Origin of the sequence: Streptomyces sp. NBC_00425 (genome assembly GCF_036030735.1) — a bacterium.
Classification (GTDB): domain Bacteria; phylum Actinomycetota; class Actinomycetes; order Streptomycetales; family Streptomycetaceae; genus Streptomyces.
The window spans coordinates 2,000,332-2,025,181 of the sequence record NZ_CP107928.1 but is presented as its reverse complement, the minus strand read 5'-3'; the positions used below and the strand labels follow the sequence as shown (position 1 = coordinate 2,025,181).

General features: G+C 71.8%; 22 protein-coding genes, 1 pseudogene and 1 riboswitch. Of the genes and pseudogenes, 20 read left to right on the top strand and 3 right to left on the bottom strand.

Annotated elements, in window-relative coordinates; genetic code table 11:
* Positions 1 to 76 precede the first annotated feature (76 nt).
* From OHS82_RS08315 to OHS82_RS08250, 15 genes are all read left to right on the top strand, one after another.
* Positions 77 to 1,006, top strand: coding sequence for an ABC transporter permease (locus OHS82_RS08315; RefSeq protein WP_057582726.1), 930 nt, complete (start codon positions 77 to 79; stop codon positions 1,004 to 1,006).
* A complete protein-coding gene (locus OHS82_RS08310) occupies positions 999 to 1,790 on the top strand; it encodes an ABC transporter ATP-binding protein (RefSeq protein WP_057582725.1) in 792 nt (263 codons plus the stop codon). The genes OHS82_RS08315 and OHS82_RS08310 overlap by 8 nt, the downstream gene beginning before the upstream one ends.
* Positions 1,791 to 2,146: 356 nt before the next feature.
* Positions 2,147 to 3,049: a squalene synthase HpnC gene (hpnC, locus tag OHS82_RS08305; protein WP_057582724.1), complete on the top strand. Its 903-nt coding sequence runs from the start codon at positions 2,147 to 2,149 to the stop codon at positions 3,047 to 3,049.
* Positions 3,046 to 3,996, top strand: a complete 951-nt coding sequence (hpnD, locus tag OHS82_RS08300; protein WP_057582723.1) for a presqualene diphosphate synthase HpnD — start codon at positions 3,046 to 3,048, stop codon at positions 3,994 to 3,996. Before hpnC ends, hpnD begins: the two co-directional genes overlap by 4 nt.
* A complete protein-coding gene (locus OHS82_RS43475) occupies positions 3,996 to 4,148 on the top strand; it encodes a DUF6380 family protein (RefSeq protein WP_443042006.1) in 153 nt (50 codons plus the stop codon). The genes hpnD and OHS82_RS43475 overlap by 1 nt, the downstream gene beginning before the upstream one ends.
* Positions 4,145 to 5,644: a hydroxysqualene dehydroxylase HpnE gene (gene hpnE / locus OHS82_RS08295; protein WP_057582722.1), complete on the top strand. Its 1,500-nt coding sequence runs from the start codon at positions 4,145 to 4,147 to the stop codon at positions 5,642 to 5,644. Before OHS82_RS43475 ends, hpnE begins: the two co-directional genes overlap by 4 nt.
* A gap of 74 nt (positions 5,645 to 5,718) precedes the next feature.
* A complete protein-coding gene (locus tag OHS82_RS08290) occupies positions 5,719 to 6,783 on the top strand; it encodes a polyprenyl synthetase family protein (protein ID WP_057582721.1) in 1,065 nt (354 codons plus the stop codon).
* A gap of 119 nt (positions 6,784 to 6,902) precedes the next feature.
* Positions 6,903 to 8,927 (top strand): squalene--hopene cyclase, encoded by a 2,025-nt coding sequence (shc, locus tag OHS82_RS08285; protein WP_328433609.1) that lies wholly within the window; start codon positions 6,903 to 6,905, stop codon positions 8,925 to 8,927.
* Positions 8,927 to 9,568, top strand: coding sequence for a phosphorylase family protein (locus OHS82_RS08280; protein WP_057582719.1), 642 nt, complete (start codon positions 8,927 to 8,929; stop codon positions 9,566 to 9,568). The genes shc and OHS82_RS08280 overlap by 1 nt, the downstream gene beginning before the upstream one ends.
* A gap of 5 nt (positions 9,569 to 9,573) precedes the next feature.
* Positions 9,574 to 10,596 carry an adenosyl-hopene transferase HpnH gene (hpnH, locus tag OHS82_RS08275; protein ID WP_057582718.1) on the top strand — a complete coding sequence of 341 codons (1,023 nt, stop codon included), beginning with the start codon at positions 9,574 to 9,576 and terminating at the stop codon, positions 10,594 to 10,596.
* A gap of 4 nt (positions 10,597 to 10,600) precedes the next feature.
* On the top strand, positions 10,601 to 11,776 hold the full coding sequence (gene ispG / locus OHS82_RS08270) for a flavodoxin-dependent (E)-4-hydroxy-3-methylbut-2-enyl-diphosphate synthase (RefSeq protein ID WP_328433608.1): 1,176 nt from the start codon (positions 10,601 to 10,603) through the stop codon (positions 11,774 to 11,776).
* Between the two features lie 30 nt (positions 11,777 to 11,806).
* Positions 11,807 to 13,729 (top strand): 1-deoxy-D-xylulose-5-phosphate synthase, encoded by a 1,923-nt coding sequence (gene dxs / locus OHS82_RS08265; RefSeq protein ID WP_057583797.1) that lies wholly within the window; start codon positions 11,807 to 11,809, stop codon positions 13,727 to 13,729.
* Positions 13,726 to 15,111, top strand: a complete 1,386-nt coding sequence (locus OHS82_RS08260; RefSeq protein ID WP_057583799.1) for an aspartate aminotransferase family protein — start codon at positions 13,726 to 13,728, stop codon at positions 15,109 to 15,111. The genes dxs and OHS82_RS08260 overlap by 4 nt, the downstream gene beginning before the upstream one ends.
* 89 nt (positions 15,112 to 15,200) lie before the next feature.
* Complete coding sequence (locus OHS82_RS08255) at positions 15,201 to 15,833, top strand: helix-turn-helix domain-containing protein (RefSeq protein ID WP_057583801.1); 633 nt, start codon at positions 15,201 to 15,203, stop codon at positions 15,831 to 15,833.
* Positions 15,830 to 15,952, top strand: coding sequence for a DUF6126 family protein (locus OHS82_RS08250; protein WP_057583803.1), 123 nt, complete (start codon positions 15,830 to 15,832; stop codon positions 15,950 to 15,952). The genes OHS82_RS08255 and OHS82_RS08250 overlap by 4 nt, the downstream gene beginning before the upstream one ends.
* Positions 15,953 to 15,962: 10 nt before the next feature.
* Here the strand turns inward: OHS82_RS08250 and OHS82_RS08245 are convergent, their stop codons facing one another.
* Positions 15,963 to 16,760 (bottom strand): tyrosine-protein phosphatase, encoded by a 798-nt coding sequence (locus tag OHS82_RS08245; protein WP_057583805.1) that lies wholly within the window; start codon positions 16,758 to 16,760, stop codon positions 15,963 to 15,965.
* Between the two features lie 225 nt (positions 16,761 to 16,985).
* On the opposite strand from OHS82_RS08245, the gene OHS82_RS08240 reads away from it, so the two are divergent.
* From OHS82_RS08240 to OHS82_RS08220, 5 genes are all read left to right on the top strand, one after another.
* A complete protein-coding gene (locus OHS82_RS08240) occupies positions 16,986 to 19,061 on the top strand; it encodes an alpha-galactosidase (RefSeq protein ID WP_057583807.1) in 2,076 nt (691 codons plus the stop codon).
* Positions 19,062 to 19,365: 304 nt separating this feature from the next.
* Positions 19,366 to 19,523: riboswitch (cyclic di-AMP (ydaO/yuaA leader) on the top strand.
* Between the two features lie 4 nt (positions 19,524 to 19,527).
* Positions 19,528 to 20,487: a M23 family metallopeptidase gene (locus OHS82_RS08235; protein WP_328433607.1), complete on the top strand. Its 960-nt coding sequence runs from the start codon at positions 19,528 to 19,530 to the stop codon at positions 20,485 to 20,487.
* A gap of 353 nt (positions 20,488 to 20,840) precedes the next feature.
* Positions 20,841 to 21,545, top strand: coding sequence for a DUF6250 domain-containing protein (locus OHS82_RS08230; protein ID WP_328433606.1), 705 nt, complete (start codon positions 20,841 to 20,843; stop codon positions 21,543 to 21,545).
* A 126-nt stretch (positions 21,546 to 21,671) separates the two neighbouring features.
* On the top strand, positions 21,672 to 22,457 hold the full coding sequence (locus tag OHS82_RS08225) for an SGNH/GDSL hydrolase family protein (RefSeq protein ID WP_057583810.1): 786 nt from the start codon (positions 21,672 to 21,674) through the stop codon (positions 22,455 to 22,457).
* Positions 22,458 to 22,633: 176 nt separating this feature from the next.
* A complete protein-coding gene (locus OHS82_RS08220) occupies positions 22,634 to 23,413 on the top strand; it encodes an SIMPL domain-containing protein (protein WP_057583895.1) in 780 nt (259 codons plus the stop codon).
* Between the two features lie 18 nt (positions 23,414 to 23,431).
* On the opposite strand, the pseudogene OHS82_RS43470 reads toward OHS82_RS08220, so the two are convergent.
* Both OHS82_RS43470 and OHS82_RS08215 read right to left on the bottom strand, forming a co-directional pair.
* Positions 23,432 to 23,527: pseudogene (locus tag OHS82_RS43470) on the bottom strand (TetR family transcriptional regulator); the annotation flags it as partial.
* A gap of 42 nt (positions 23,528 to 23,569) precedes the next feature.
* Positions 23,570 to 24,751 carry a glutamate dehydrogenase gene (locus OHS82_RS08215; RefSeq protein WP_057583813.1) on the bottom strand — a complete coding sequence of 394 codons (1,182 nt, stop codon included), beginning with the start codon at positions 24,749 to 24,751 and terminating at the stop codon, positions 23,570 to 23,572.
* Positions 24,752 to 24,850 lie beyond the last annotated feature (99 nt).

Sequence of the window (24,850 nt, the reverse complement as noted above, 5' to 3'; positions counted from 1 at the left end):
CCGGGACGTACCGCGGCCCCCGGCTCATGCGGGCCCCCTCAAGGCCGCGCATCCCGAAGACGAAGGTTTCCTACCTGTGAGTGAGACAACGCATGACGTCGGAGTCGCCGTGAGCGCGCTTCCGTCGCCCGACGAGGGCCTCACGGCGGCGCAGCTGGCAGCCAGGTACGGGCTGGCCGTGAGCGGCGCCCGGCCTCCGCTGCGGGAGTACGTGCGCCAGCTGTGGGGGCGCCGTCACTTCATCCTGGCGTTCTCCCGGGCGAAGCTGGCCGCGCAGTACAGCCAGGCCAAGCTGGGCCAACTGTGGCAGGTGGCAACGCCCTTGCTGAACGCGGCCGTGTACTTCATGATCTTCGGCCTCCTCCTGAACGCCAGTCGCGGGATGCCCAAGGACGTGTACATCCCCTTCCTGGTCACGGGCGTCTTCGTGTTCACCTTCACGCAGACCTCGGTGATGAGCGGCGTCCGGGCGATCTCCGGCAACCTCGGTCTGGTGCGCGCGCTGCACTTCCCGCGCGCCTCGCTGCCGATCTCCTTCGCGCTGCAGCAGCTCCAGCAACTGCTGTACTCGATGCTGGTGCTGTTCGCCGTGGTGATCGGCATGGGCAGCTACCCGGACCTGTCCTGGACGCTGATCGTCCCGGTGCTGGCCCTGCAGTTCTGCTTCAACACCGGCCTGGCGCTGGTGTTCGCGCGGGCCGGCGCGAAGACCCCCGACCTGGCGCAGCTGATGCCGTTCGTGATGCGGACGTGGATGTACGCCTCCGGCGTGATGTTCTCCATCCCCGTCTTCCTCGCGGACAAGCCGCAGTGGGTGGCGAACGTCCTGCAGTGGAACCCCGCCGCCATCTACATGGACCTCATGCGCTTCGCGCTCATCGAGGAGTACGGCGCGGAGAACCTGCCCGACCACGTGTGGGCGGTCGCGGGCGGCTGGGCGGTCCTCATGGCCGTCGGCGGGTTCGTGTACTTCTGGAAGGCGGAGGAGAGGTACGGCCGTGGTTGATCCGCTTCCGGGGGAGAAGGCGGGACGTAGGGTCCCGACGGTCATCGCCGACGAGGTCCACATCGTCTACCGCGTCAACGGCGCCAAGAGCGGGAAGGGCAGCGCCACCGCCGCCCTCAGCCGTATCGTCAAGCGCGGTGAGGAACGCGGCGTGCGCAAGGTGCACGCGGTGCGCGGCGTCTCCTTCGTCGCCCACCGGGGCGAGGCCATCGGTCTGATCGGCTCCAACGGCTCGGGCAAGTCCACGCTGCTGCGCGCCATCGCCGGGCTGCTGCCGCCGGAGAGCGGCAAGGTCTACACCGACGGACAGCCCTCGCTGCTCGGCGTCAACGCCGCGATGATGAACGACCTCACCGGCGAACGCAACGTCACCCTGGGCGGTCTGGCGATGGGCATGTCCCGTGAGGAGATCAGGGAGCGCTACCAGGGGATCGTCGACTTCTCGGGCATCAACGAGAAGGGCGACTTCATCAGCCTGCCGATGCGCACCTACTCCTCCGGCATGCAGGCCCGGCTGCGGTTCTCCATCGCCGCGGCCAAGGACCACGACGTCCTGATGATCGACGAGGCCCTCGCCACCGGCGACGCCAAGTTCCGCCGGCGCTCCGAGGCACGGGTGCGCGAGCTGCGCGAGCAGGCCGGCACGGTGTTCCTGGTCAGCCACAGCAACCAGTCGATCAGGGACACCTGCGACCGGGTGCTCTGGCTGGAACGCGGTGAACTGCGTCTGGACGGGCCGACCGAAGAGGTCCTGCGGGAGTACGAGAAGTTCTCGGGCAAGTAGCTCGTGCCGCCGGGGCCCCGTCGGAACTGTCCGGCGGGGCCCCGCGTCTGCAAAGGAAGCGTCAACTCCCGCCCGCGCAAGGAATCTTGACGCCAATCGGTGTGTTGTTGTGATGTGCAGGACACCCCTGCGCACCTTGCTGCGTTGTACAACGTAAGCTGGACCGGTCCCGAAACGCGTCAAGTGGGGCGATAACGCTCAGCGCCCATGGCCGAAGCCCGCGCCGACGTGCGGGCGGCGTGTCCGAAATAGTGTGTATTGGGTCAGCAGTGTAGAACGGGAGATGTGACGGCATTGGCTACGGAAACTCCCCAGCTCAGCGCAGGCCGCGCCGTTTCCGCAGCGGGCGGCCGGGGATGACGGCGACCGCCGCGCCGGGCGTCGGCGACCCGGTGGACGCCACGCTGGACAAGGCCGCGCACGAGAACTTCCCCGTGGCCCCCTTCTTCCTGCCCCGGGCCTGGCGTGACGACCTCATGGCGGTGTACGGCTTCGCCCGTCTCGTCGACGACATCGGCGACGGAGACCTCGCGCCGGGCGGCGCCGACGCCCGGCTGCTCGGCGTGCCGGCCGCCGAGGCCGCGGACCGCATGGTCCTGCTGGACGCGTTCGAGGCCGATCTGCGACGGGTCTTCGACGGCACGCCCCGGCACCCTCTGCTGCGCCGCCTCCAGCCGGCCGTCCGCCGCCGCGCGCTCGGTCCGGAGCCCTTCCTCGGCCTGATCGCCGCCAACCGGCAGGACCAGCTCGTCACCCGCTACGAGACCTACGACGACCTCCTCGCCTACTGCGAGCTGTCCGCCAATCCCGTGGGCCGACTGGTCCTCGCCGTCACCGGCGCCTCGAGCCCCGAGCGGATCCGCCTCTCCGACTCCGTCTGCACCGCACTGCAGATCGTCGAACACCTGCAGGACGTGACCGAGGACCTCGGCCGTGACCGTGTCTACCTGCCCGCCGCGGACATGAAGCGCTTTCACGTCCAGGAAACGGACCTTGCCGAGGGGACCGCGGGCGCGTCGGTGCGCGCGCTGGTCGCGTACGAGGCGCAACGCGCCCGCGATCTGCTGAATGAAGGCGCCCCCTTGGTGGGTAGCGTCCACGGCAGGCTGAGACTGCTGCTCGCGGGGTTCGTGGCGGGAGGAAGGGCGGCGATCCGAGCGATCGCCGCCGCCGAGTACGACGTACTTCCCGGCCCGCCCAAGCCCGGCAAGCTCCAGTTGCTGCGCGAGGTGGGCGTGACCCTGCGAGGAGAGGGGTGATCCGGACCGTGGAGTCGTCCGTGCACGCGTCCGCACCGGTACTCGCCGCCTACAGCTACTGCGAGACCGTCACCGGACATCAGGCCCGCAACTTCGCGTACGGGATCCGGCTGCTGCCCACGCCCGAACGCCGCGCGATGTCGGCGCTCTACGCCTTCTCGCGCCGCGTCGACGACATCGGCGACGGCGCGCTGGACGGCGACGTCAAGAGTGCCCGGCTCGAGGACACCAGGGCGCTGCTCACCCGCATCCGCGCGGGCGAGATCGAGGAGGACGACACCGACCCCGTCGCCGTCGCCCTCGCGCACACGGCCCGGGCCTTCCCGGTCCCGCTGGGCGGCCTGGACGAACTGATCGACGGCGTGCTGATGGACGTGCGCGGCGAGACGTACGAGACCTGGGACGACCTGAAGGTGTACTGCCGCTGCGTGGCGGGCGCCATCGGGCGGCTCTCCCTCGGTGTGTTCGGCACCCAGCCGGGGGCGCGCGGAGCCGAGCGCGCGCCGGAGTACGCCGACACGCTCGGGCTCGCACTCCAGCTCACGAACATCCTCAGAGACGTGCGCGAGGACGCGGCGGGCGGCCGGACCTATCTGCCCGCCGACGACCTCGCCAAGTTCGGCTGCTCGGCCGGGTTCGACGGGCCGAAGCCGCCGGAGGGCTCCGACTTCGCGGGTCTCGTCCACTTCGAGGTGCGGCGGGCCCGCACCCTTTTCGCCGAGGGCTACCGGCTGCTGCCCATGCTCGACCGGCGCAGCGGCGCCTGCGTCGCCGCCATGGCCGGCATCTACCGCCGGCTCCTCGACCGCATCGAGCGCGACCCCGAGGCCGTGCTGCGCGGCCGCGTCTCGCTGCCCGGCCGGGAGAAGGCCTATGTCGCCGTGCGCGGCCTGTCGGGCCTGGACGCCCGGCACGTGTCGCGACGGAGCGTCAGGAGGCACGCCTGATGGACGTGCCGGGCGACGACCTGGGCCACGGTGACGCCACCGGGGAAAAGCGGTGCGCAACCCTCCGGTGCGGCGCGGCGTCCCTGACTGCGACGGCCTGCGGTGCAGCATTCAAACACCAGGGCCGGCCTGCACGGGAGGGTGCACGATGAACGACGAGCAGCTGGCGGACGCCGCGCAGGCGCCCGGACCTCCGGGGCGCACCGCCGTCGTCGTCGGGGGCGGGCTGGCCGGAGTCACCGCCGCGCTCGCGCTCGCCGACGCGGGTGTGCGCGTCACCCTGCTCGAGGGGCGGCCCCGGCTCGGCGGCCTCGCCTTCTCCTTCCGGCGCGGCGAGCTGACCGTCGACAACGGACAGCACGTCTACCTGCGCTGCTGCACCGCCTACCGGTGGTTCCTCGACCGCATCGACGGCAGCGCGCTGGCGCCGCTGCAGAATCGTCTCGACGTGCCCGTCGTCGACGTCGACAAGCCCGAGGGGCGGCGGCTCGGCCGGCTGCGCCGCGACGCCCTGCCGGTGCCCCTGCATCTGGGGCGCAGCCTCGCCGCGTATCCGCACCTCTCGCTCGCCGAACGCGCCAGGGTTGGCCGCGCGGCGCTCGCGCTGAAGGGGCTCGACCTCGCCGATCCGGCCCTGGACGCGCAGGACTTCGGCAGCTGGCTGACCGCGCACGGACAGTCGGCGCGCGCCGTCGAGGCCCTGTGGGACCTGGTCGGGGTCGCCACCCTCAACGCGGTCGCGGGCGACTGCTCGCTGGGGCTCGCCGCGATGGTGTTCAAGACCGGCCTGCTGTCCGACCCGGGCGCGGCCGACATCGGCTGGGCGCACGTCCCGCTGGGCGAGCTGCACGACCGGCTGGCCCGCAGGGCGCTCGACTCCGCGGGCGTGCGCACCGAGGTCCGTACCCGCGTCGCCTCCCTCGCTCCCGACGACGACGGGACCTGGCGCGTGCGGATTCCCGGCGAGACGCTCCGCACGGACGCCGTCGTGCTCGCCGTACCGCAGCGCGAGGCCTACGACCTGCTGCCCGCCGGAGCGCTCCACGACGTCGGACGACTGCTCGAGATCGGCACCGCGCCCATCCTCAACGTGCACGTCGTCTACGACCGCAAGGTGCTCGACACGCCCTTCTTCGCGGCCCTCGGCACCCCCGTGCAGTGGGTGTTCGACCGCACCCACGCCTCCGGGCTGCGCGAGGGCCAGTACCTCGCCCTCTCCCAGTCCGCCGCACAGGACGAGATCGACGAGCCCGTCGCCGCCCTGCGCGAGCGCTATCTGCCCGAGCTGCGACGGCTGCTGCCGGGCGCGCGCCGCGCCGAGGTGAAGGACTTCTTCGTGACCAGGGAGCGGACCGCCACGTTCGCCCCCGCCCCCGGCGTCGGGCGGCTCCGCCCCGGCGCCCGCACCGAAGCCCCCGGCCTGTACCTGGCCGGAGCGTGGACCGCCACAGGGTGGCCCGCGACCATGGAGGGTGCGGTCCGCAGCGGCGTGAGCGCGGCGGACGCCGCGCTCGGCGCCCTGGGCCGGCCCCGTCGCCTCTTCGCGTTCGAGGAGACGGCCCACAGCATCGTCCCGGGGGGCGACCCCCGCACCTTCGGCCCAGAGCCGGAGGGAACCGGCGTATCCCTGCGAGGTGGGACCCGGTGACGTTCGACCAGCACGGCTCGGCACACCCCCGCACCCCCTCCGGTACCGCGACAAGAGGAGAATCTGTGCCCACTGTGCCCCCGGCCACGTCGGCCGCCCGGCGGACCGCGGTGGACGTGACCGCGCTCCTGGAGCGCGGCCGCACCCTGGCCACACCGGTGCTGCGGGCGGCCGTCGACCGTCTGGCGCCGCCGATGGACACGGTCGCCGCCTACCACTTCGGCTGGATCGACGCCCAGGGCAACCCGACCGACGGCGACGGCGGCAAGGCGGTGCGTCCCGCGCTCGCCGTGCTCTCCGCGGAGGTCGCCGGGGCCGCTCCCGAGGTCGGCGTCCCCGGCGCGGTCGCCGTGGAGCTGGTCCACAACTTCTCGCTGCTGCACGACGACCTGATGGACGGCGACGAACAGCGCCGCCACCGCGACACCGTCTGGAAGGTGCACGGCCCCGCCCAGGCCATCCTGGTCGGCGACGCCCTGTTCGCCCTCGCCAACGAGATCCTGCTGGAACTCGGCACCGTCGAGGCCGGCCGCGCCACGCGCCGGCTGACCACCGCCACCCGCGCCCTCATCGACGGCCAGGCGCAGGACATCTCCTACGAGCACCGCGACCGGGTCAGCGTCGAGGAGTGCCTGGAGATGGAGGGCAACAAGACCGGCGCCCTGCTGGCCTGCGCCAGCTCGATCGGCGCGGTGCTCGGCGGAGCCGACGAGCGCACCGCGGACACCCTGGAGAGGTATGGCCACCACCTCGGCCTCGCCTTCCAGGCCGTCGACGATCTCCTCGGCATCTGGGGCGACCCGGAGGCCACCGGCAAGCAGACCTGGAGCGACCTGCGCCAGCGCAAGAAGTCACTGCCCGTGGTGGCCGCCCTCGCCGCGGGCGGCCCCGCCTCCGAGCGGCTCGGCGAGATCCTCGCCGCGGACGCCAAGAGCAGCGACTTCGCCAACTTCTCCGAGGAGGAGTTCGCGGCCCGGGCCGCCCTGATCGAGGAGGCGGGCGGCCGTGAGTGGACCGCCGGGGAGGCACGCCGGCAGCACGCCGTCGCCATCGAGGCCCTGAACGCCGTGGACATGCCCGAGCCGGTGCGGGAGCGGTTCACGGCGCTCGCCGACTTCGTCGTCGTACGAAAGAGATGATCACTATCGGTCGAATAGCCCTCGCGTAGTCGCCGGCCGGTGTGCGAGGAGAGAGAGCACCGGCCGACGGCGGACCCACAGCAGACGCAACGAGATGCACACTGCACGAAGGGGAAGCCATGACAGCGACGACCGACGGAAGCACCGGGGCGGCCCTGCCGCCCCGCGCTGCCGCGGCCAGCGAAACAGCCCTCACCATCCCCGTGGCGGCCGGGGTACAAGAAGCCGCCGCACGCGCCACGCAACGCGCCACCGACTTCCTGCTCGCCCGGCAGGACGCCGAGGGCTGGTGGAAGGGCGACCTCGAGACGAACGTCACGATGGACGCCGAGGATCTGCTGCTCCGCCAGTTCCTGGGCATCCGCGACGAGGCGACCACCCGGGCCACCGCGCTCTTCGTCCGCGGCGAGCAGCGCGAGGACGGCACCTGGGCCACCTTCTACGGCGGGCCGCCCGACCTCTCCGCCACCGTCGAGGCGTACGTCGCCCTGCGGCTGGCCGGCGACGAACCCGACGCGCCCCACATGGCCCGGGCCTCCGCCTGGATCCGCGACCAGGGGGGCATCGCGGCCGCCCGGGTCTTCACCCGGATCTGGCTGGCCCTGTTCGGCTGGTGGAGGTGGGAGGACCTGCCCGAACTGCCGCCCGAGCTCTTGTTCTTCCCCAAATGGTTTCCGCTGAGCATCTACAACTTCGGCTGCTGGGCCCGCCAGACGATCGTGCCGCTCACCGTCGTCTCGGCGAAGCGCCCGGTGCGCCCGGCGCCCTTCCCGCTCGACGAGCTGCACACCGACCCCGCCGACCCCTGTCCCCCCAGACCTCTTGCCCCCGTGAACACCTGGGACGGTCTCTTCCAGCGGCTCGACAAGGTGGTGCGCGGATACCGGACGGTCGCGGTGCGCAGGCTGCGCAAGGCGGCCCTGAACTCCGCCGCGCGGTGGATCGTCGAGCGCCAGGAGAACGACGGTTGCTGGGGCGGGATCCAGCCGCCCGCCGTGTACTCGGTCATCGCCCTGCACCTGCTCGGCTACGACTTCGGACATCCCGTGATGCAGGCCGGGCTGCGGTCGCTCGACCGTTACGCGGTGTGGCGCGAGGACGGCGCCCGGATGATCGAGGCCTGCCAGTCGCCGGTGTGGGACACCTGCCTGGCGACGATCGCGCTGGCCGACGCGGGAGTGCCCGCCGACCATCCGCAACTGGTCAAGGCCGCCGACTGGATGCTCGGCGAGCAGGTCGTGCGCCCCGGCGACTGGTCGGTACGAAGGCCTCAACTGCCGCCCGGTGGATGGGCGTTCGAGTTCCACAACGACAACTACCCGGACATCGACGACACCGCCGAGGTGGTGCTCGCCCTGCGCCGGGTCGCGCACCACGACCCGGAGCGGATGGACCGGGCCATCGCGCGCGGTGTGCGCTGGAACCTCGGGATGCAGTCGAAGAACGGCGCGTGGGGCGCCTTCGACGTCGACAACACCAGCCGGTTCCCCGACCGGCTGCCGTTCTGCGACTTCGGCGAGGTCATCGACCCGCCGTCCGCCGACGTCACCGCTCACGTGGTCGAGATGCTGGCCGTGGAGGGGCTCTCGGCCGACCCGCGCACCCGGCGCGGCATCACCTGGCTGCTGGCCGAACAGGAGCCGGAGGGTTCGTGGTTCGGGCGCTGGGGCGTCAACTACATCTACGGCACCGGGTCGGTGGTGCCCGCGCTCACGGCAGCGGGGCTGTCCCCACGGCATCCCGCGATCCGCCGGGCGGTGGCCTGGCTGGAACGGGTGCAGAACGACGACGGGGGCTGGGGCGAGGACCTGCGCTCCTACCGGGACCCCGCCCGCTGGAGCGGCCGGGGCGCCTCGACCGCCTCACAGACCGCCTGGGCCCTGATGGCGCTGCTGGCGGCGGGGGAGCGGGACTCCGAGGCCGTCGAACGCGGTGTCGCCTGGCTGGCGGCGACACAGCGGGAGGACGGCTCCTGGGACGAGCCGTACTTCACCGGCACCGGATTCCCCTGGGACTTCTCGATCAACTACCACCTCTACCGGCAGGTCTTCCCGCTGACCGCGCTGGGCCGGTATCTGCACGGAGAGCCGTTCAGCAAGAAGCCCGCCCCGCACGCGGCGTCCATCGAGGCCGAGGGGAGCTGATGAACGCGCAGCCCGTCCCGGCCCCGCTGCTGATCGCCTGCGCGCTCGGCATCGAGCACCTCGCCCTGCGCCTGGGCGACCGCAGCGGGGCCGACGGGCCGGTCACCGTCCTGCGGACGGGCATGGGCCCCAGAGCGGCGGAACGCTCCGTCACCCGGGTGCTGGCCGACCCGGTGCTCGGCGGGGCGGTCGTGCTGGCCACCGGCTTCTGCGCCGGTCTCGCGCCCGGCATGCACCCCGGCGACCTGGTCGTCGCCGAGGAGACCCGGGACCCGCGCGGCCGGGTGCCCTGCGTCGGCGCCGACCTGCTGGTCAAGGAGCTGGTGCGCATCCTGCCGGGGCGCACCGTGCACACCGGCCCGCTCACCGGCTCCGACCACGTGGTGCGCGGACACGAACGGGCCGACCTGCGTGCGACGGGCGCGATCGCGGTCGACATGGAGTCGGCGTCCACGCTCTGGAGCGCCGTGCGGGCCGAACCGCGCCCGGTTGCGGCCGTACGGGTGGTCGTGGACGCTCCTGAACATGAACTCGTCCGGATCGGCACGGTGCGCGGTGGAATATCGGCTTTCCGCGTCCTTCGTTCAGTGCTGCCTGCTTTTTTCGAATGGCACCGTAATGTTCTGCTCCCCCGGAGGTGAGCCACATGGCCATGCCGCTGCGCCAGTCCATCAAGGTCGCTACATACCTGGCTGAACAGAAGCTCCGCAAGCGGGACAAGTTCCCGCTCATCGTCGAGCTGGAACCCCTCTTCGCCTGCAACCTCAAGTGCGAGGGCTGCGGCAAGATCCAGCACCCGGCGGGAGTGCTGAAACAGCGCATGCCGGTCGCCCAGGCCGTCGGTGCGGTGCTGGAGTCCGGTGCGCCGATGGTGTCCATCGCGGGCGGCGAGCCCCTGATGCACCCTCAGATCGACGAGATCGTCCGGCAGTTGGTGGCGAAGAGGAAGTACGTCTTCCTCTGCACCAACGCCATGCTGCTGCGCAAGAAGATGGAGAAGTTCACGCCCTCTCCCTACTTCGCCTTCGCCGTGCACATCGACGGGCTGCGGGAGCGGCACGACGAGTCGGTGGCGAAGGAGGGCGTCTTCGACGAGGCCGTGGCGGCCATCAAGGAGGCCAAGCGGCGCGGGTTCCGGGTGACCACCAACTCGACCTTCTTCAACACCGACACCCCGCAGACCATCGTCGAGGTCCTCAACTTCCTCAACGACGACCTCAAGGTCGACGAGATGATGATCTCGCCCGCCTACGCCTACGAGAAGGCGCCCGACCAGGAGCACTTCCTCGGGGTTGAGCAGACCCGCGAACTGTTCAAGAAGGCCTTCTCGGGCGGCAACCGGCGTCGCTGGCGGCTCAACCACTCGCCGCTGTTCCTCGACTTCCTCGAGGGCAAGGTCGACTTCCCGTGCACCGCGTGGGCCATCCCGAACTACTCCCTCTTCGGCTGGCAGCGGCCCTGCTACCTGATGAGCGACGGATACGTGCCGACGTACCGCGAGCTCATCGAGGAGACCGACTGGGACCGGTACGGCCGCGGGAAGGACCCGCGCTGCGCCAACTGCATGGCGCACTGCGGCTACGAGCCGACCGCCGTCCTCGCCACCATGGGGTCGCTGAAGGAGTCCCTGCGCGCGATGCGCGAGACCGTCAACGGAAACCGGGAGTGAGGCGGTGACCGCCGTCAGCCTGGGCCTGCCCGGGATGCCGGTCCGGCCGGTGGCGTCGCGCCGCAGGAGCCGGCAGATCCAGGTCGGCTCCGTGGCGGTGGGTGGAGACGCCCCGGTGTCGGTGCAGTCGATGACGACGACGCGTACGTCGGACATCGGGGCGACGTTGCAGCAGATCGCGGAGCTGACGGCGTCGGGGTGTCAGATCGTGCGGGTGGCGTGTCCGACGCAGGACGACGCGGACGCGTTGTCGACGATCGCGCGCAAGTCGCAGATCCCGGTGATCGCGGACATCCACTTCCAGCCGAAGTACGTGTTCGCGGCGATCGAGGCGGGCTGTGCGGCGGTGCGGGTGAACCCGGGCAACATCAAGCAGTTCGACGACAAGGTGCGGGAGATCGCGAAGGCGGCGAAGGAGCACGGCACGCCGATCCGCATCGGTGTGAACGCGGGCTCGCTGGACCGTCGGCTGCTGCAGAAGTACGGCAGGGCGACGCCGGAGGCGCTGGTGGAGTCGGCGCTGTGGGAGGCGTCGCTGTTCGAGGAGCACGACTTCCGTGACATCAAGATCTCGGTGAAGCACAACGACCCGGTCGTGATGATCGAGGCGTACCGGCAGCTCGCCGCGCAGTGCGACTATCCCCTCCACCTCGGTGTCACGGAGGCGGGCCCGGCGTTCCAGGGCACGATCAAGTCGGCGGTCGCCTTCGGGGCGCTGCTCTGCGAGGGCATCGGCGACACCATCCGGGTCTCGTTGTCGGCTCCTCCGGTGGAGGAGGTCAAGGTCGGCAACCAGATCCTGGAGTCCCTGAACCTCAAGCAGCGCGGGCTGGAGATCGTCTCCTGCCCGTCCTGCGGCCGCGCCCAGGTCGACGTGTACAAGCTCGCCGAGGAAGTGACGGCGGGGCTCGAGGGCATGGAGGTCCCGCTGCGGGTCGCCGTCATGGGCTGCGTCGTCAACGGCCCCGGCGAGGCCCGCGAGGCCGACCTCGGCGTCGCCTCCGGCAACGGCAAGGGCCAGATCTTCGTGAAGGGCGAGGTCGTCAAGACCGTCCCCGAGTCGAAGATCGTGGAGACCCTCATCGAGGAGGCGATGAGGATCGCCGAGCAGTTGGAGCAGGACGGGGCCGCCTCCGGGGCCCCCGTGGTCACGGGGAAACCGGCAGTGACGGTGAGTTGAGGCAAGGCACGGACCGAGAGGGGGCCCGACGTGACGATCCTGGAGACCATCCGGCAACCACGCGACCTGAAGGCGCTGTCCGAGGCGGAACTCGGTGAACTGTCCGACGAGATAAGGGAGTTCCTGATCCACGCGGTCGCCAGGACCGGTGGACATCTGGGGCCCAACCTGGGCGTGGTGGAAGTGACCCTCGCGCTGCACCGGGTGTTCGAGTCGCCGGGCGACCGCATCCTGTGGGACACCGGCCACCAGAGCTATGTGCACAAACTGCTGACCGGGCGTCAGGACTTCTCCAAGCTGCGCGGGAAGGGCGGCCTGTCCGGCTATCCCTCGCGCGAGGAGTCCGAGCACGACGTCATCGAGAACAGCCACGCCTCCACCGCGCTGGGCTGGGCCGACGGGCTCGCCAAGGCACGCCAGGTGCGGGGCGGCAAGGGCCATGTGGTCGCGGTCATCGGCGACGGCGCGCTCACCGGCGGCATGGCCTGGGAGGCGCTGAACAACATCGCGGCCGCCAGGAACCGGCCGTTGATCATCGTCGTCAACGACAACGAGCGGTCGTACGCGCCCACCATCGGCGGCCTCGCCAACCACCTGGCGGCGCTGCGCACCACCGACGGCTACGAGCGGGTGCTGGCCTGGGGGAAGGACGTCCTGCTGCGCACACCGCTGGTCGGGCACACCCTCTACGAGTCCCTGCACGGCGCGAAGAAGGGCTTCAAGGACGCCTTCGCGCCGCAGGGCATGTTCGAGGACCTCGGCCTGAAGTACGTCGGTCCGATCGACGGTCACGACGTCGCAGCCGTCGAGTCCGCGCTGCGGCGGGCGAAGCGCTTCCACGGGCCGGTGCTGGTGCACTGCCTGACCGAGAAGGGCCGCGGCTACGAACCCGCCCTCGCCCACGAGGAGGACCACTTCCACACCGTGGGCGCGATGGACCCGCTCACCTGCGTCCCGCTCGCGCCCGCCGGCGGGCCGTCCTGGACGTCGGTCTTCGGCGACGAGATCGTGGCGATCGGCGAGGAACGCGACGACGTCGTGGCGATCACCGCGGCGATGCTGCACCCGGTGGGGCTCGGCAGGTTCGCCGAACGCTTCCCGGACCGCGTGTGGGACGTCGGCATAGCCGAGCAGCACGCGGCGGTGAGCGCGGCGGGCCTGGCGACCGGCGGCCTGCACCCGGTCGTGGCCGTCTACGCCACGTTTTTGAACCGCGCCTTCGACCAGCTGCTGATGGACGTGGCGCTGCACCGCTGCGGGGTGACGTTCGTCCTGGACCGGGCCGGGGTCACCGGCGTCGACGGGGCGTCCCACAACGGGATGTGGGACATGTCCGCGCTCCAGGTGGTGCCCGGGCTCAGGATCGCCGCCCCGCGCGACGCCGACCAGCTCCGCGCCCAGCTGCGGGAGGCCGTCGCGGTGGACGACGCGCCGACGGTGGTCCGCTTCCCCAAGGAGTCGGTCGGACCGGAGATCCCGGCGGTCGGCACGGTGGGCGGTATGGACGTCCTGCACCGCGCCGAACGGCCCGAGGTGCTGCTGGTGGCCGTCGGCGTGATGGCGCCGGTGTGCCTGCGGGCCGCCGAACTGCTGCAGGCACGGGGCGTCGCCTGCACGGTCGTCGACCCCCGGTGGGTCAAACCCGTCGATCCGGCCCTGCCCGGCCTCGCCGCCGAGCACCGGCTGGTGGCGGTCGTCGAGGACAACAGCCGGGCGGCGGGCGTCGGCTCGGCGGTGGCGCTGGCCCTCGGCGACGCCGAGGTCGACGTGCCCGTCCGGCGGTTCGGCATCCCGGAGCAGTTTCTCGCGCACGCCAAGCGCGGGGAGGTGCTCGCCGACGTCGGTCTGACGCCTGTCGAGATCGCCGGCCGGATCAGCGCGAGCCTGGCCGTGCGGGGCGTCACGTCCGCCCACGGTCCGCTCGCCGGCCCACTCAAGGAGAAGGCTGAATGACCACGGAGTTCGACCTCGGCGCGCTGCTGGCCGAGCGCGGAGCCGAGCGCTACGAGCTGCACGCCAGATATCTCAATCACCAGCTGCCGCGCATGCTGCACACCATCGGCTTCGACAAGGTCTACGAGCGGGGCGAGGGCGCCTACTTCTGGGACGCCGAGGGCCACGACCACCTGGACATGCTCGCCGGGTTCGGGGTGATGGGCCTCGGCCGTCACCACCCCGTCGTCCGCAAGGCGCTGCACGACGTCCTCGACGCGGGGCTCGCCGACCTCACCCGCTTCGACTGCCAGCCGCTGCCCGGGCTGCTGGCCGAGAAGCTGCTCGCGCACAGCCCTCACCTGGACCGGGCGTTCTTCGGCAACAGCGGCACCGAAGCGGTGGAGACGGCGCTGAAGTTCGCCCGGTACGCCACCGGCCGGCCCAGGGTCCTGTACTGCGACCACGCCTTCCACGGGCTCACCACGGGCTCGCTGTCGGTGAACGGCGAGTCGGGCTTCCGGGACGGCTTCTCCCCGCTGCTGCCCGACACGGCGATCCCCCTCGGCGATCTCGACGCGCTGGCCCGCGAGGTGAAGAAGGGCGACGTCGCCGCCCTGATCGTCGAGCCGATCCAGGGCAAGGGCGTGCACGAGGCGCCGCCGGGCTACCTGCGCGCCGCGCAGGAGCTGCTGCACCGCCACAAGGCGCTGCTCATCGCGGACGAGGTGCAGACGGGCCTCGGGCGGACCGGCGACTTCTACGCCTACCAGCACGAGGAGGGGGTCGAGCCGGACCTCGTGTGCGTGGCCAAGGCGCTGTCCGGGGGCTATGTGCCGGTCGGGGCCACCCTCGGCAAGGACTGGATCTTCAAGAAGGTCTACTCCTCCATGGACCGGGTGCTGGTGCACTCGGCGAGCTTCGGCTCCAACGCGCAGGCCATGGCGGCCGGGCTCGCCGTGCTGTCCGTCATGGAGAACGAGCAGATCGTGGCGAACGCCCGGGCCACCGGCGACCTGCTCAGAAGCAGGCTGGCGGCACTCGTCGAGAAGTACGAGCTGCTGGCCGACGTCCGCGGCCGGGGTCTGATGATCGGCATCGAGTTCGGAAAGCCCAGATCGCTGAAACTGCGCGGCCGCTGGACGATGCTCCAGGCGGCCCGCAAGGGACTCTTCGCGCAGATGGTGGTCGTGCCGCTGCTGCAACGCCACCGGATCCTCACCCAGGTCTCCGGCGACCATCTGGAGGTGATCAAGCTGATCCCGCCGCTGATCGTGGGGGAGCGGGAGGTGGACCGGTTCGTCGACGCGTTCACCGCGGTGATGGACGACGCGCACAGCGGCGGCGGACTGATGTGGGACTTCAGCAAGACCCTGGTCAAGCAGGCGGTCGCCAACCGCTGACGCCGCACGGGCCGCCGCAGGCGTCACCGTCGTTTTGCCTCTGAGGCAAGAAATTTGCCGCAGAGGCAAAATCGGCGTCCAATGAAGGCATGAGCTCAACCGAGTCAGAGCCCTCGCCGGAACAGAGCGAGGCGCTCTCCGCCGTCGCCCCCCAACTGCGCGACCTGCGCCGTCGGGCCGCCCTCACCCTCGAGACCGCCGCCCGGGCGGCCGGGCTGTCGCCCGCCCATCTCTCCCGGCTGGAGACCGGGCAGCGCCAGCCCTCGCTGCCGATGCTGCTCGCCCTCGCCCGCGTCTACGGTACGACGGTCTCGGAGCTGCTCGGCGAGACGGCCGCCGCCCGGGACGCCGTCGTGCGCGCCGCCACCATGGAGCCGACCCGCGCGGGCGGCTGGACGTACTGGCAGAGCGGCGCGTCCGGGCGGGCGATGCAGGCCCTGCGGGTCCGCGTCCCGTACGGGGCGCAGGGCGACATCGTGCGGGTGCACCCCGGCGAGGAATGGCTGCACGTGCTGCGCGGGCGGCTGCGGCTGCGCCTCGCGGACGCCACGGACCTGCTCGGGCCCGGTGACAGCGCGCACTTCGACTCGCTCACCCCGCACCGGATCGCCGCACAGGACGCCGACGGGGTCGAGCTCCTCTTCGTCCACACCTTGCTGCAGAGCCCCACGGCCACGCTGTGCCTGGGCCCGAACCCGTCGGAGACCGGAGTGACGTCATGAGCGACATCGAGGAGAAGTTCCCCCGCACCCTCTGGATCCGGCTGATCATCTACATCGCCGTCGGACACCTCTTCGCGGGGTTCCTCTGGCTGCTGTTCGAGGTGGGCGCCAAGCAGTAGGGCGGGGCCGTCAGTCCACGAGCCGCTCGCGCAGCCGGGCGCGGGTCTCGGGGGAGAGGCCGAGGCCCTGTTCCAGGTACGCGTCGACGCCGCCCCAGGTCTGCTCCACGGTCTCGAAGGCCGCCTCGAGGTACTCCGCCCGGGCGTCGAAGAGCGGACCGAGCAGCTCCATGACCTCGGGGGAGTAGGCCGCGGCGGAGGTGGCGCTGCGGCGCACCTTGTAGCGGCGGTGCTTGGCGTTGGACTCCAGGTAGTCGGCGAGGATCGCCTCGCGCTCCACGCCCACGGCGAGCAGCGTCACCGCGACGGACAGACCCGCGCGGTCCTTGCCGGCCGCGCAGTGCATCAGCGCCGGCACGCTGTCCTCGGCGAGCGCGTGCAGCACCCGTGAGTGCTCCGCCGTGCGTTCCGTGACGATCCTGCGGTAGGAGGCGATCATCCGGCCGGCCGCCTTGCCGTCGCCGAGGATGCCGCGCAACTGGTCGATCTCGCCGTCCCGCACCATCTTCCAGAACTCGGCGCCGTCCGCCGGGTCCGACAGGGGCAGGTTCACGTTGCGCACGCCTGGCAGCTCGACGTCCGGGCCCTCCAACTTCTGGTCCGCGGCGTTGCGGAAGTCGAAGACGGTGTGCAGGCCCAGGCCGGCGAGGAACGCCGCGTCCTCGTCGGTCGCGTGCGCGAGGTGGCCGCTGCGGAACAGCACGCCGTGGCGCACGCGCCGGCCGTCGACGGTCGGCAGACCCCCGACGTCCCGGAAGTTGCGCACGCCGGCCAGCTCGGGCTCGGTCGACGGGATCTGCTGCGTCACGGGGGCTCCCTCCCAGTCGGTCCGCGTCGGCGCGGCTCGTGGTGGCCGACAGGACCTCCTCGACCATACGACACGGGCCCTCGGGGCAACGCGGCGTCCACAGGCCGGCCGGTCGGGACCGTCCGCCCAGGTGGGGCATCGTCCGCCGGAAGTTGCCCGAGGGGCCGACCGCGTTCGATGATGTTGACGCTTGATCGCACCTGTTCGAATCAGTGGGGGTTTTTGATGCCCGAGATCGCCGACGCCGGCCGCACCTGGGTCCTTTCCGGGCCCACGGGCAGTTATGCCCTCCACCTCACCGAGGCCGACGAGCTGGTGCACCTGCACTGGGGCCCGCGCATCTCGCTCGCCGACGCCGAGGCCCTGGCCGCGCTTCCCTGGTCGGAGCGCGGCGCGTCCTTCGAGTCCCCGCTCGACGGCCGCGAGGAGTATCCGGTCGAGGGCGGCCCCCGCTTCGTCCGGCCCGCCCTGTCGGTGCGCACCGGCGAACGGCGCGGCACCGAGTGGACCTTCGAGACGCACGAGCGGGACGGCGACGAACTGCGGCTGCGCTTCCGGGACGCCGGGCTCGCCGTCACCCTGCACTACCGGATGCGCGGCGATGTCGTCGAGCGCTGGACGACCCTGCGCAACGAGGGCGAGGAGCCGCTGGAACTGCTCCGCGCGGACTCGGCCACCTGGACCCTGCCCGAGCGGGACGACTGGCGGCTGTCGCAGCTGCACGGCCGCTGGGCCGCCGAGTCGCGGCTCGCGCGCACCCCGCTCGGCCACGGCGAGACGGTCATCGGCAGCCGCCGCGGACACACCGGGCACCAGCACCTGCCCTGGGTCGCCCTGGACACCGACGCCACCGAGGAGCGCGGCGAGGTCTACGGCTGCGCCCTCGGCTGGTCGGGCTCCTGGCGGATCGCCGTCGCCCAGCTCCCCGACGCGCGCGTGCAGATCACCGGCGGAGCCGGGTACGACGACTCGGGTCTGCTGCGCCTCGCGGCCGGCGAGTCCTTCACCACGCCGGTCTTCGCCGGCCTGTGGAGCGACGCCGGCTTCGGCGGGGCGAGCCGCGCCTGGCACGCCTATCAGCGGGCCCATGTCGTCCCGGACGCCGATCAGGACCGGCCGGTGCTGTTCAACTCCTGGGAGGCGACCTACTTCGACATCTCCGAGGAGCAGCAGGCGACCCTCGCCCGGCGCGCCGCGGCGATCGGCGTCGAGCTCTTCGTGGTGGACGACGGCTGGTTCGGGGCCCGCACCGGCGACCACGCCGGGCTCGGCGACTGGCAGCCCAACCCGGACCGCTTCCCGAACGGGCTGAAGCCCCTCGCCGACCACGTGCGGGGCCTCGGCATGCAGTTCGGCATCTGGGTCGAGCCCGAGATGGTCAACCCGGACAGCGACCTCTACCGGGCGCACCCGGACTGGGTGCAGTTCCAATCCGGACGAAAGCGGACGGAGTTCCGCAACCAGCTCATGCTGAACCTCGCGCGCGAGGACGTCCAGGAGTACCTCTGGGAACAGCTCGACGGGCTCCTCTCCAGCGCGCCGATCGACTACGTCAAGTGGGACTTCAACCGCTGCTTCACCGACGCCGGCTGGCCCGACGACCCCTATCCGCAACGTCTGTGGGTCGACCACGTACGGGCCCTGTACAACCTGCTGGACCGGCTGCGGGCGGCCCACCCGGGCGTCGCCTTCGAGTCCTGCTCGGGCGGCGGCGGGCGCATCGACCTCGGGATCATGAGCCGCACCGACCAGGTGTGGACGTCCGACAACACCGACCCGCTGGACCGGCTCGACATCCAGCACGGCTTCAGCCAGATCCACCCCGCCCGGGTCATGGCCGCGTGGGTCACCGACAGCCCCAACACGCAGCTCAACGGGCGGGTCAGCTCGCTGCGCTTCCGGTTCGTCAGCGCCATGGCCGGGGTGCTCGGCGTCGGCGGTGACCTCGCCGAGTGGAGCGAGGAGGAGCTCGCCGAGGCGCGGCGGTGGGTGGACCTCTACAAGGACGTCCGGCATGTCGTGCAGCAGGGCGACCTGTACCGGCTGCGTCCCCCGGCGGGCGGCCTGAGCGCCGTCCAGTACGTGCTCGGGGACGAGACCGTGGTCCTCGCCTGGCTCCAGGCCCAGCGGTTCGGCGAGCCCGTTCCGGCGCTGCGGCTGCGCGGACTCGACCCGGCGGCGTCGTACGAATGCCGTGAAACAGGTGAAATCCACCGAGGCGCCGTGCTCCTGCACCACGGGTTGCGCACCGGACTGCGGGGCGACCTTGATGCGTCGGTTATCCGGCTGCGTCGCATCTGAGGTTTCTGTCCGAATTGGATTCTTAGTTCCAACTCGCCCTGTCATGAAGAAAGCTGGAGAAGCGTCACGTGAGCAGCGTCATATCCGTGACCGTACGTCGCCCGTCATGTTCACGTAATTCGTGTGGTTTTCCGGAGTGCTTGACCCGATAGGGTCGATTTGATTCACGGAGCGTGACCGGTAATTCTCGCGGCGGATCAAGAGAAATGCCATGTCAGTGCAACCTCTGCTTGTCCCTGTGCGTCCTGGTCGCTTACGTTCCACACCAATCCGGACGGACGCCTAATCCTGCCGCCGCCCGGAATCCGCACACTCACCCGTGCACGGCAGGAGCGGGGGACCCACAGGCACGACCGCCTGTTCCGGTCCCGGAACAGGCTCGGGGTAAAGCCGCGTCCCGACGTGGCCGGACATCTCCAGTCCGCACCCGACAGCTCACCTCGCAGGCGCCGGAGAGGAATTCGTCATGCCCGCGAAGGGTAAGCACCGCCGTCCCAAGGCCCAGCGTTTCACCCGTTCCATAGCCGCCGCCGGAACCGGCGGGGCCGCGCTCGCGCTTCCGCTCATGGCCGCCTCCGGCGCCCACGCGGCCACGGGGGAGTCGGCCCCCCAGGCCGTTTCCCAGGCCGTCGCGCAGACGGTTTCCCAGAAGGCCGTGCAGGCCGCTCCGGTGACCCGGAAGACCGCCGCCACCCGGACCTACACCGTGCGGTCCGGCGACTACCTCTCGAAGATCGCGACCGAACAGCACGTCAGCGGCGGCTGGAAGAAGCTGTACCAGGACAACCGCGAGGCCGTCGGCGCCGACCCCTCGCTGATCCACCCCGGCCTCGAGCTGTCGATCGGCAAGAGGGCGGCGGCCGGCGCCTCCAGGTCGTCCGGTTCGACCGCTTCCTCGTCGTCGGCGGACTCTTCGCCGAAGTCCTCGAAGTCCTCGAAGTCCTCGGGGGCGTCGAAGTCGTCGTCCTCCGTGGCCTCCGCGAAGACGGTCACCCAGGCCGCCGAGAGCAACGCGGGCGGCTTCACCCTGCCCGTGTCCGGCGCCACCGTCGGCACGCCGTACCACCAGTCGGGCAGCATGTGGTCCAGCGGCTACCACACCGGCGTCGACTTCGTCGTCCCGACCGGCACCCCGCTCAAGGCCGTCGCCGCCGGCACCGTCGTCTCCGCGGGCTGGGGCGGCGCCTACGGCAACCAGGTCGTCATCAAGCTGAACGACGGCTACTACGCCCAGTACGCCCACCTGTCCCAGCTCTCCGTCTCGGCCGGCCAGACCGTCGGCGCGGGCCAGCAGGTCGGGCTCTCCGGCGCCACGGGCAACGTGACCGGACCGCACCTGCACTTCGAGATCCGCACCACGCCGGACTACGGCTCGGACGTCGACCCGCTCGCCTACCTCCGCTCCCACGGCGTCTCGGTCGGCTGACCTCCGCCGAGGACCCGCCCGGCACTCAAGCCGAAGGCCGGACCCCGATCGTCAGATCCGGGGCCCGGCCTTCGGCGTGTCCGGTTGGTGTGCGCCGCCCGGCCCTCGGGGTGTCCGGTTCGCGTGCGGGGCGGACCCCGGTGATTCATGATCGCTTCATTGCGGTCCTGTGGCGTGTCCGGTCGCACCGTCGACAGGAGAAGCCGCGGCGGACACAGTGGTGCCGTCAGACGGCAAGCGCTTTCAGCGCGTTGGCCCCGGACCCGGTCGGACGCCGGCCAGGCGTCGGCCCGGGTTCCGCCGCTCGCGACAGGCCGCCCGCCGCCCCGGTCCGACCGAAGGAGCCGCATCCCGTGACGACGACGCGCAGAGCATTCGGCGCACTCGCCGCCTCCACCGCCCTGACCGCCCTCGCCCCCGCGGCGACGGCGAGGGCCGCGCCGCGCCCTCGGCTCCTCGCCCACGACGACTTCCGGCACGGGCTCGGCCGGTGGGCCGTCGAGCGGGAACAGGGCGGAACGGTCACCGCCTCCTGCGGGAGCCTCGAGATCGACGTGCCGGCCGGCGCCACCGTCTGGTTCAGGCAGCGGCTCGACGGGCCGTACGTCCTCGAGTACGTCGCCACGCCCGTCTCCGCGGGCGGGCCCAACGACCGCGTATCCGACCTCAACAACTTCTGGAACGCCGTCGACGTCCGCTCCCCGGACGATCTCTTCGCCACCCCGCGCGGCGGCGCCCTCGCCGAGTACGACCACCTCAAGACGTACTACGTCGGCTACGGCGCCAACGGCAACACCACGACCAGGCTGCGCCGTTACGTCGGCGAGCCGGGCGTGCGCCCGCTGCTGTACGACTACACCGAACCGCTGCTCGTCGCGAACCGGCCGCACCACGTGCGGATCGTCTCCGACGGCTCGGTCGTGCGCTGGTGGAACAACGGGCGGCTGGTCTTCGACCACACCGACCCGGAGCCGTACATGAGCGGCCACTTCGCCTTCCGTACCACCTGGAGCCACTTCCGCATCAACGACTTCCGCGTGTGGTCCCTTATTCCCTGATTGGCAAACTCTTTAGGAGTGGCCTTTCTCACCGACCGTCAACCCCTGCCTACGGTCGCGTAGGTCACATTCGAAGGTGAATCATGATCTGCCGTGGCAGACGATTCGAAGAGTGACAACAGATCAGTGATCGGGTCGTACGTGGCGGTGGGGGACAGCTTCACCGAAGGCGTCGGCGACCCCGGCCCCGACGGGGCGTTCGTCGGCTGGGCCGACCGGTTCGCGGTACTTCTCGCGGACCTGCGGCCCGAAGGCGACTTCGCCTACGCCAACCTCGCGGTCCGCGGAAAGCTGCTCGACCAGATCATGGAGGACCAGCTCGCCAGGGCGGTGGAACTCGCCCCGGATCTGGTCTCCTTCTGCGCGGGCGGCAACGACATCCTCCGTCCCGGCACCGACCCGGACGAGGTCGCCGAGCGTTTCGAGCGCGCGATCTCGGCCCTGACCGCCGTAGCCGGCACGGTCATGGTGACCACCGGCTTCGACACCCGTGGCGTTCCCGTGCTCAAGCATCTGCGCGGCAAGATCGCCACCTTCAACGGGCACGTCCGCGCCGTCGCCGACCGGTACGGCTGTCCCGTGCTCGACCTGTGGTCTCTGAAGTCCGTGCAGGACCGCAGGGCCTGGGACGGCGACCGGCTCCACCTCTCCCCGGAGGGGCACACGAGGGTGGCCCTGCGCGCCGGGCAGGTCCTCGGCCTCGACGTGCCGGCCGATCCGGAGCAGCCCTGGCCGCTGCTCCCGCCGCGCGGCGCCCTCGACGTACGGCGCGACGACGTGCACTGGGCCCGCGAGTACCTGGTGCCGTGGATCGGGCGCCGGCTGCGCGGTGAGTCCTCCGGCGACCACGTGATCGCCAAGGGCGCGCTCTCCCCTGACGACATCAGGATGCGCATCGCGGCCGTCGCGTAGCCGGTCCCGGATCACCACTCGCTCGCGGGGGAGCGGCCGGCCGTCGGCGTCGTACGGCCGGCCGCTCCACCAGTGAGGTGATCGCACGGGAGTGGCGTCGGCGCGGGACCCGGGGCCGGTGCTGGGATGACCGCACCCGCACCGTCCGCGCCGACACCTTCGAGGACCGGTCCCGTATGCCCCTTTCCCGTACGTCCGTCGCCTCGGCGCTCGTCGCCCTGCTCACCCTCGGCGGCCCGGCGCTCGCCGCCCCCACGGCAGCGGCGCTGCCCGCCCGGCCCGCGATCGCAGCCGACGCCGTGTGGGCCGGTGCCCTACCGGCCGACGACGCCGCCGCCACCGTGACCGTGACCGGCGAGGGCAGCGCGAACGCGGAGCCCGACCTCGCGGTCGTCGGCGTCGGCGTCGAGGCCACCGCCAAGACCCCGCAGGCCGCGATGGACGCGCAGAGCGGCGCGGCCGCCGCGCTGCTCGCCGCGGTCCGCGCCGAGGGCGTCGCCGAGCGGGACGTCCGCACCGAGAGCGTCTCCCTCCGTCCCGTCCACGACTACACGGGCGGCGCCTCCCGGCTGACGGGCTACCAGGCCGCCCAGTCCTTCACCGTCAAGGTGCGCCGGGTGTCGAGGACCGGCGCGGTCCTTCAGGCGGTCACGGACGCCGCGGGCGACGCGGCACGCATCGGCTTCGTGGTCTTCGACGTCTCCGACCCGGCCCCGCTGCAGGCCCGTGCGCGGGAGGCCGCGCACGCCGACGCCCGGGCCAAGGCCGAGCAGTACGCCCGCCTCAGCGGCCGCGGCCTGGGCCGGCTGATCTCGCTCAGCGAGGACGCGTCCACGACGCCGCGACCCGTCCCCTCGGCCGGGGACACGCCCGGCGCCGGCACGGCCGCCGTACCCGCGGCGCCCGGCGAGATCCGGGCGACGGCGACGGTGACGGCGGTCTACGCGCTGGACTGAGCACCGCCCGGGCGGGCACCTGACCGCCGCCACGCCCCGCGCCTCGATCTGCTCGATGGCCGCCCGCAGCATTTCCTCCCGCCGCTCGGCCACGCCCAACCGGACCGTCACCACGCCCGTCACCCTACGCAGGGGCTGTGAGCTGTACCGACGCCGTCATGCGCGGTCGCCGAACCGCTCCGTGACGGCCCGCAGCCGTTCCTTCGCGAGCGCGTGCGCGGCGGCCCGCGGGGTCGTCCCGTCGGTCTCCGCGCGGGCCAGCACCTGCTCCGTCAGGAGGCGCATCGAGCGGCGGGTGTGGCCGAAGGCCTCCCGGGCGTCCGCGCCGACGTCGCCGAAGAGCGTCCACCACCACCAGGCGTTGGTCCCGGAGTTGACGACGACGTCGGGCAGCACGCTCACCCCGCGCGCGTGCAGCAGCGCCTCCGCCTCCGGGAGGACCGGCATGTTCGCGGCCTCGGCGATCCAGCGGGCGGTGATGCGCTCCTGCTCCCGCACGCCGATCGCGTACGACACCGCGGCCGGCACCAGCACCTCGGCCTCCGCCGACAGCCAGGCGTCGCCGGGCAGTTCACGGTCGCCGGGGCGCAGCGCGGACCGGTCGACCGTGCCGTGGCCGTCCCGTGCGGCCAGCAGCGCCTCCACGTCGAGCCCGTCGGGGTGGACGATCGTGCCCTCGACGTCGGCGACGGCCACGACCGTCAGTCCCGCGCGCGTGAGGAAGCGCGCGGTGGCGCCGCCCATGGTGCCGAGCCCCTGGAGCGCGACCCGCGTCCCGGCGTACGGCGCGCCGGCCCGGTCCAGGGCCGTCAGCACGGACTCGGCCACGCCGCAGCCGCCGACCAGCGCGTCGAGGCCGATGCCGTCCACCTCGACGGCGAAGGCGTCCGCCAGGCGCGCGCGGGCCGTGTGCGCGTCGTCCAGCAACGGGTAGACGGCCTGCACGGACGACACGAGACCCGCCTCGGCGGCGGCCCGGTCCACCAGGCCCTGGGTCAGTCCCAGGTCCTCGCCGGTGGTCCAGCAGCTCTCCACGTACGGACGCATCGCCCGCAGGTAGCGCACCAGCACCCCGTACGCCCGCGGATCCCGTGGATCGCAGTCGATGCCGCCCTTGGCCCCGCCCAGCGGGACGTACGCCGCGTCCGGGTCGTAGTGCAGCGCCTCCTTGAGGCTCATGCCGCGGGCCAGGCCGGTCACCTCCGCCAGGGTGCAGCCCTCCCGCATCCGCAGTCCGCCGCTGCACACGCCGCGCACGAGCCGGTCGACGACCAGGAAGCCCCGACGGCCGGTGACGTCGTCCGTCCAGGTCAGGGACAACAGAGGGGCGTCGGACACACGGACTCCAAGACCGGGGCGGTACTGAACTGTGGGTCAGTATCGGGACGGGGCGCGAGGGCTGTCGACGCGTTGTCGGACGAGGCGACCATAATGGAA

Bases quoted from the DNA above. Each gene is read 5' to 3' on its own strand.
- hpnC (WP_057582724.1), top strand. From the start codon at position 2,147: ATGACGGCGACCGCCGCGCCGGGCGTCGGCGACCCGGTGGACGCCACG.
- OHS82_RS43475 (WP_443042006.1), top strand. From the start codon at position 3,996: ATGGACGTGCCGGGCGACGACCTGGGCCACGGTGACGCCACCGGGGAA.
- hpnE (WP_057582722.1), top strand. From the start codon at position 4,145: ATGAACGACGAGCAGCTGGCGGACGCCGCGCAGGCGCCCGGACCTCCG.
- shc (WP_328433609.1), top strand. From the start codon at position 6,903: ATGACAGCGACGACCGACGGAAGCACCGGGGCGGCCCTGCCGCCCCGC.
- OHS82_RS08280 (WP_057582719.1), top strand. From the start codon at position 8,927: ATGAACGCGCAGCCCGTCCCGGCCCCGCTGCTGATCGCCTGCGCGCTC.
- hpnH (WP_057582718.1), top strand. From the start codon at position 9,574: ATGGCCATGCCGCTGCGCCAGTCCATCAAGGTCGCTACATACCTGGCT.
- OHS82_RS08260 (WP_057583799.1), top strand. From the start codon at position 13,726: ATGACCACGGAGTTCGACCTCGGCGCGCTGCTGGCCGAGCGCGGAGCC.
- OHS82_RS08255 (WP_057583801.1), top strand. From the start codon at position 15,201: ATGAGCTCAACCGAGTCAGAGCCCTCGCCGGAACAGAGCGAGGCGCTC.
- OHS82_RS08250 (WP_057583803.1), top strand. From the start codon at position 15,830: ATGAGCGACATCGAGGAGAAGTTCCCCCGCACCCTCTGGATCCGGCTG.
- OHS82_RS08240 (WP_057583807.1), top strand. From the start codon at position 16,986: ATGCCCGAGATCGCCGACGCCGGCCGCACCTGGGTCCTTTCCGGGCCC.
- OHS82_RS08235 (WP_328433607.1), top strand. From the start codon at position 19,528: ATGCCCGCGAAGGGTAAGCACCGCCGTCCCAAGGCCCAGCGTTTCACC.
- OHS82_RS08220 (WP_057583895.1), top strand. From the start codon at position 22,634: ATGCCCCTTTCCCGTACGTCCGTCGCCTCGGCGCTCGTCGCCCTGCTC.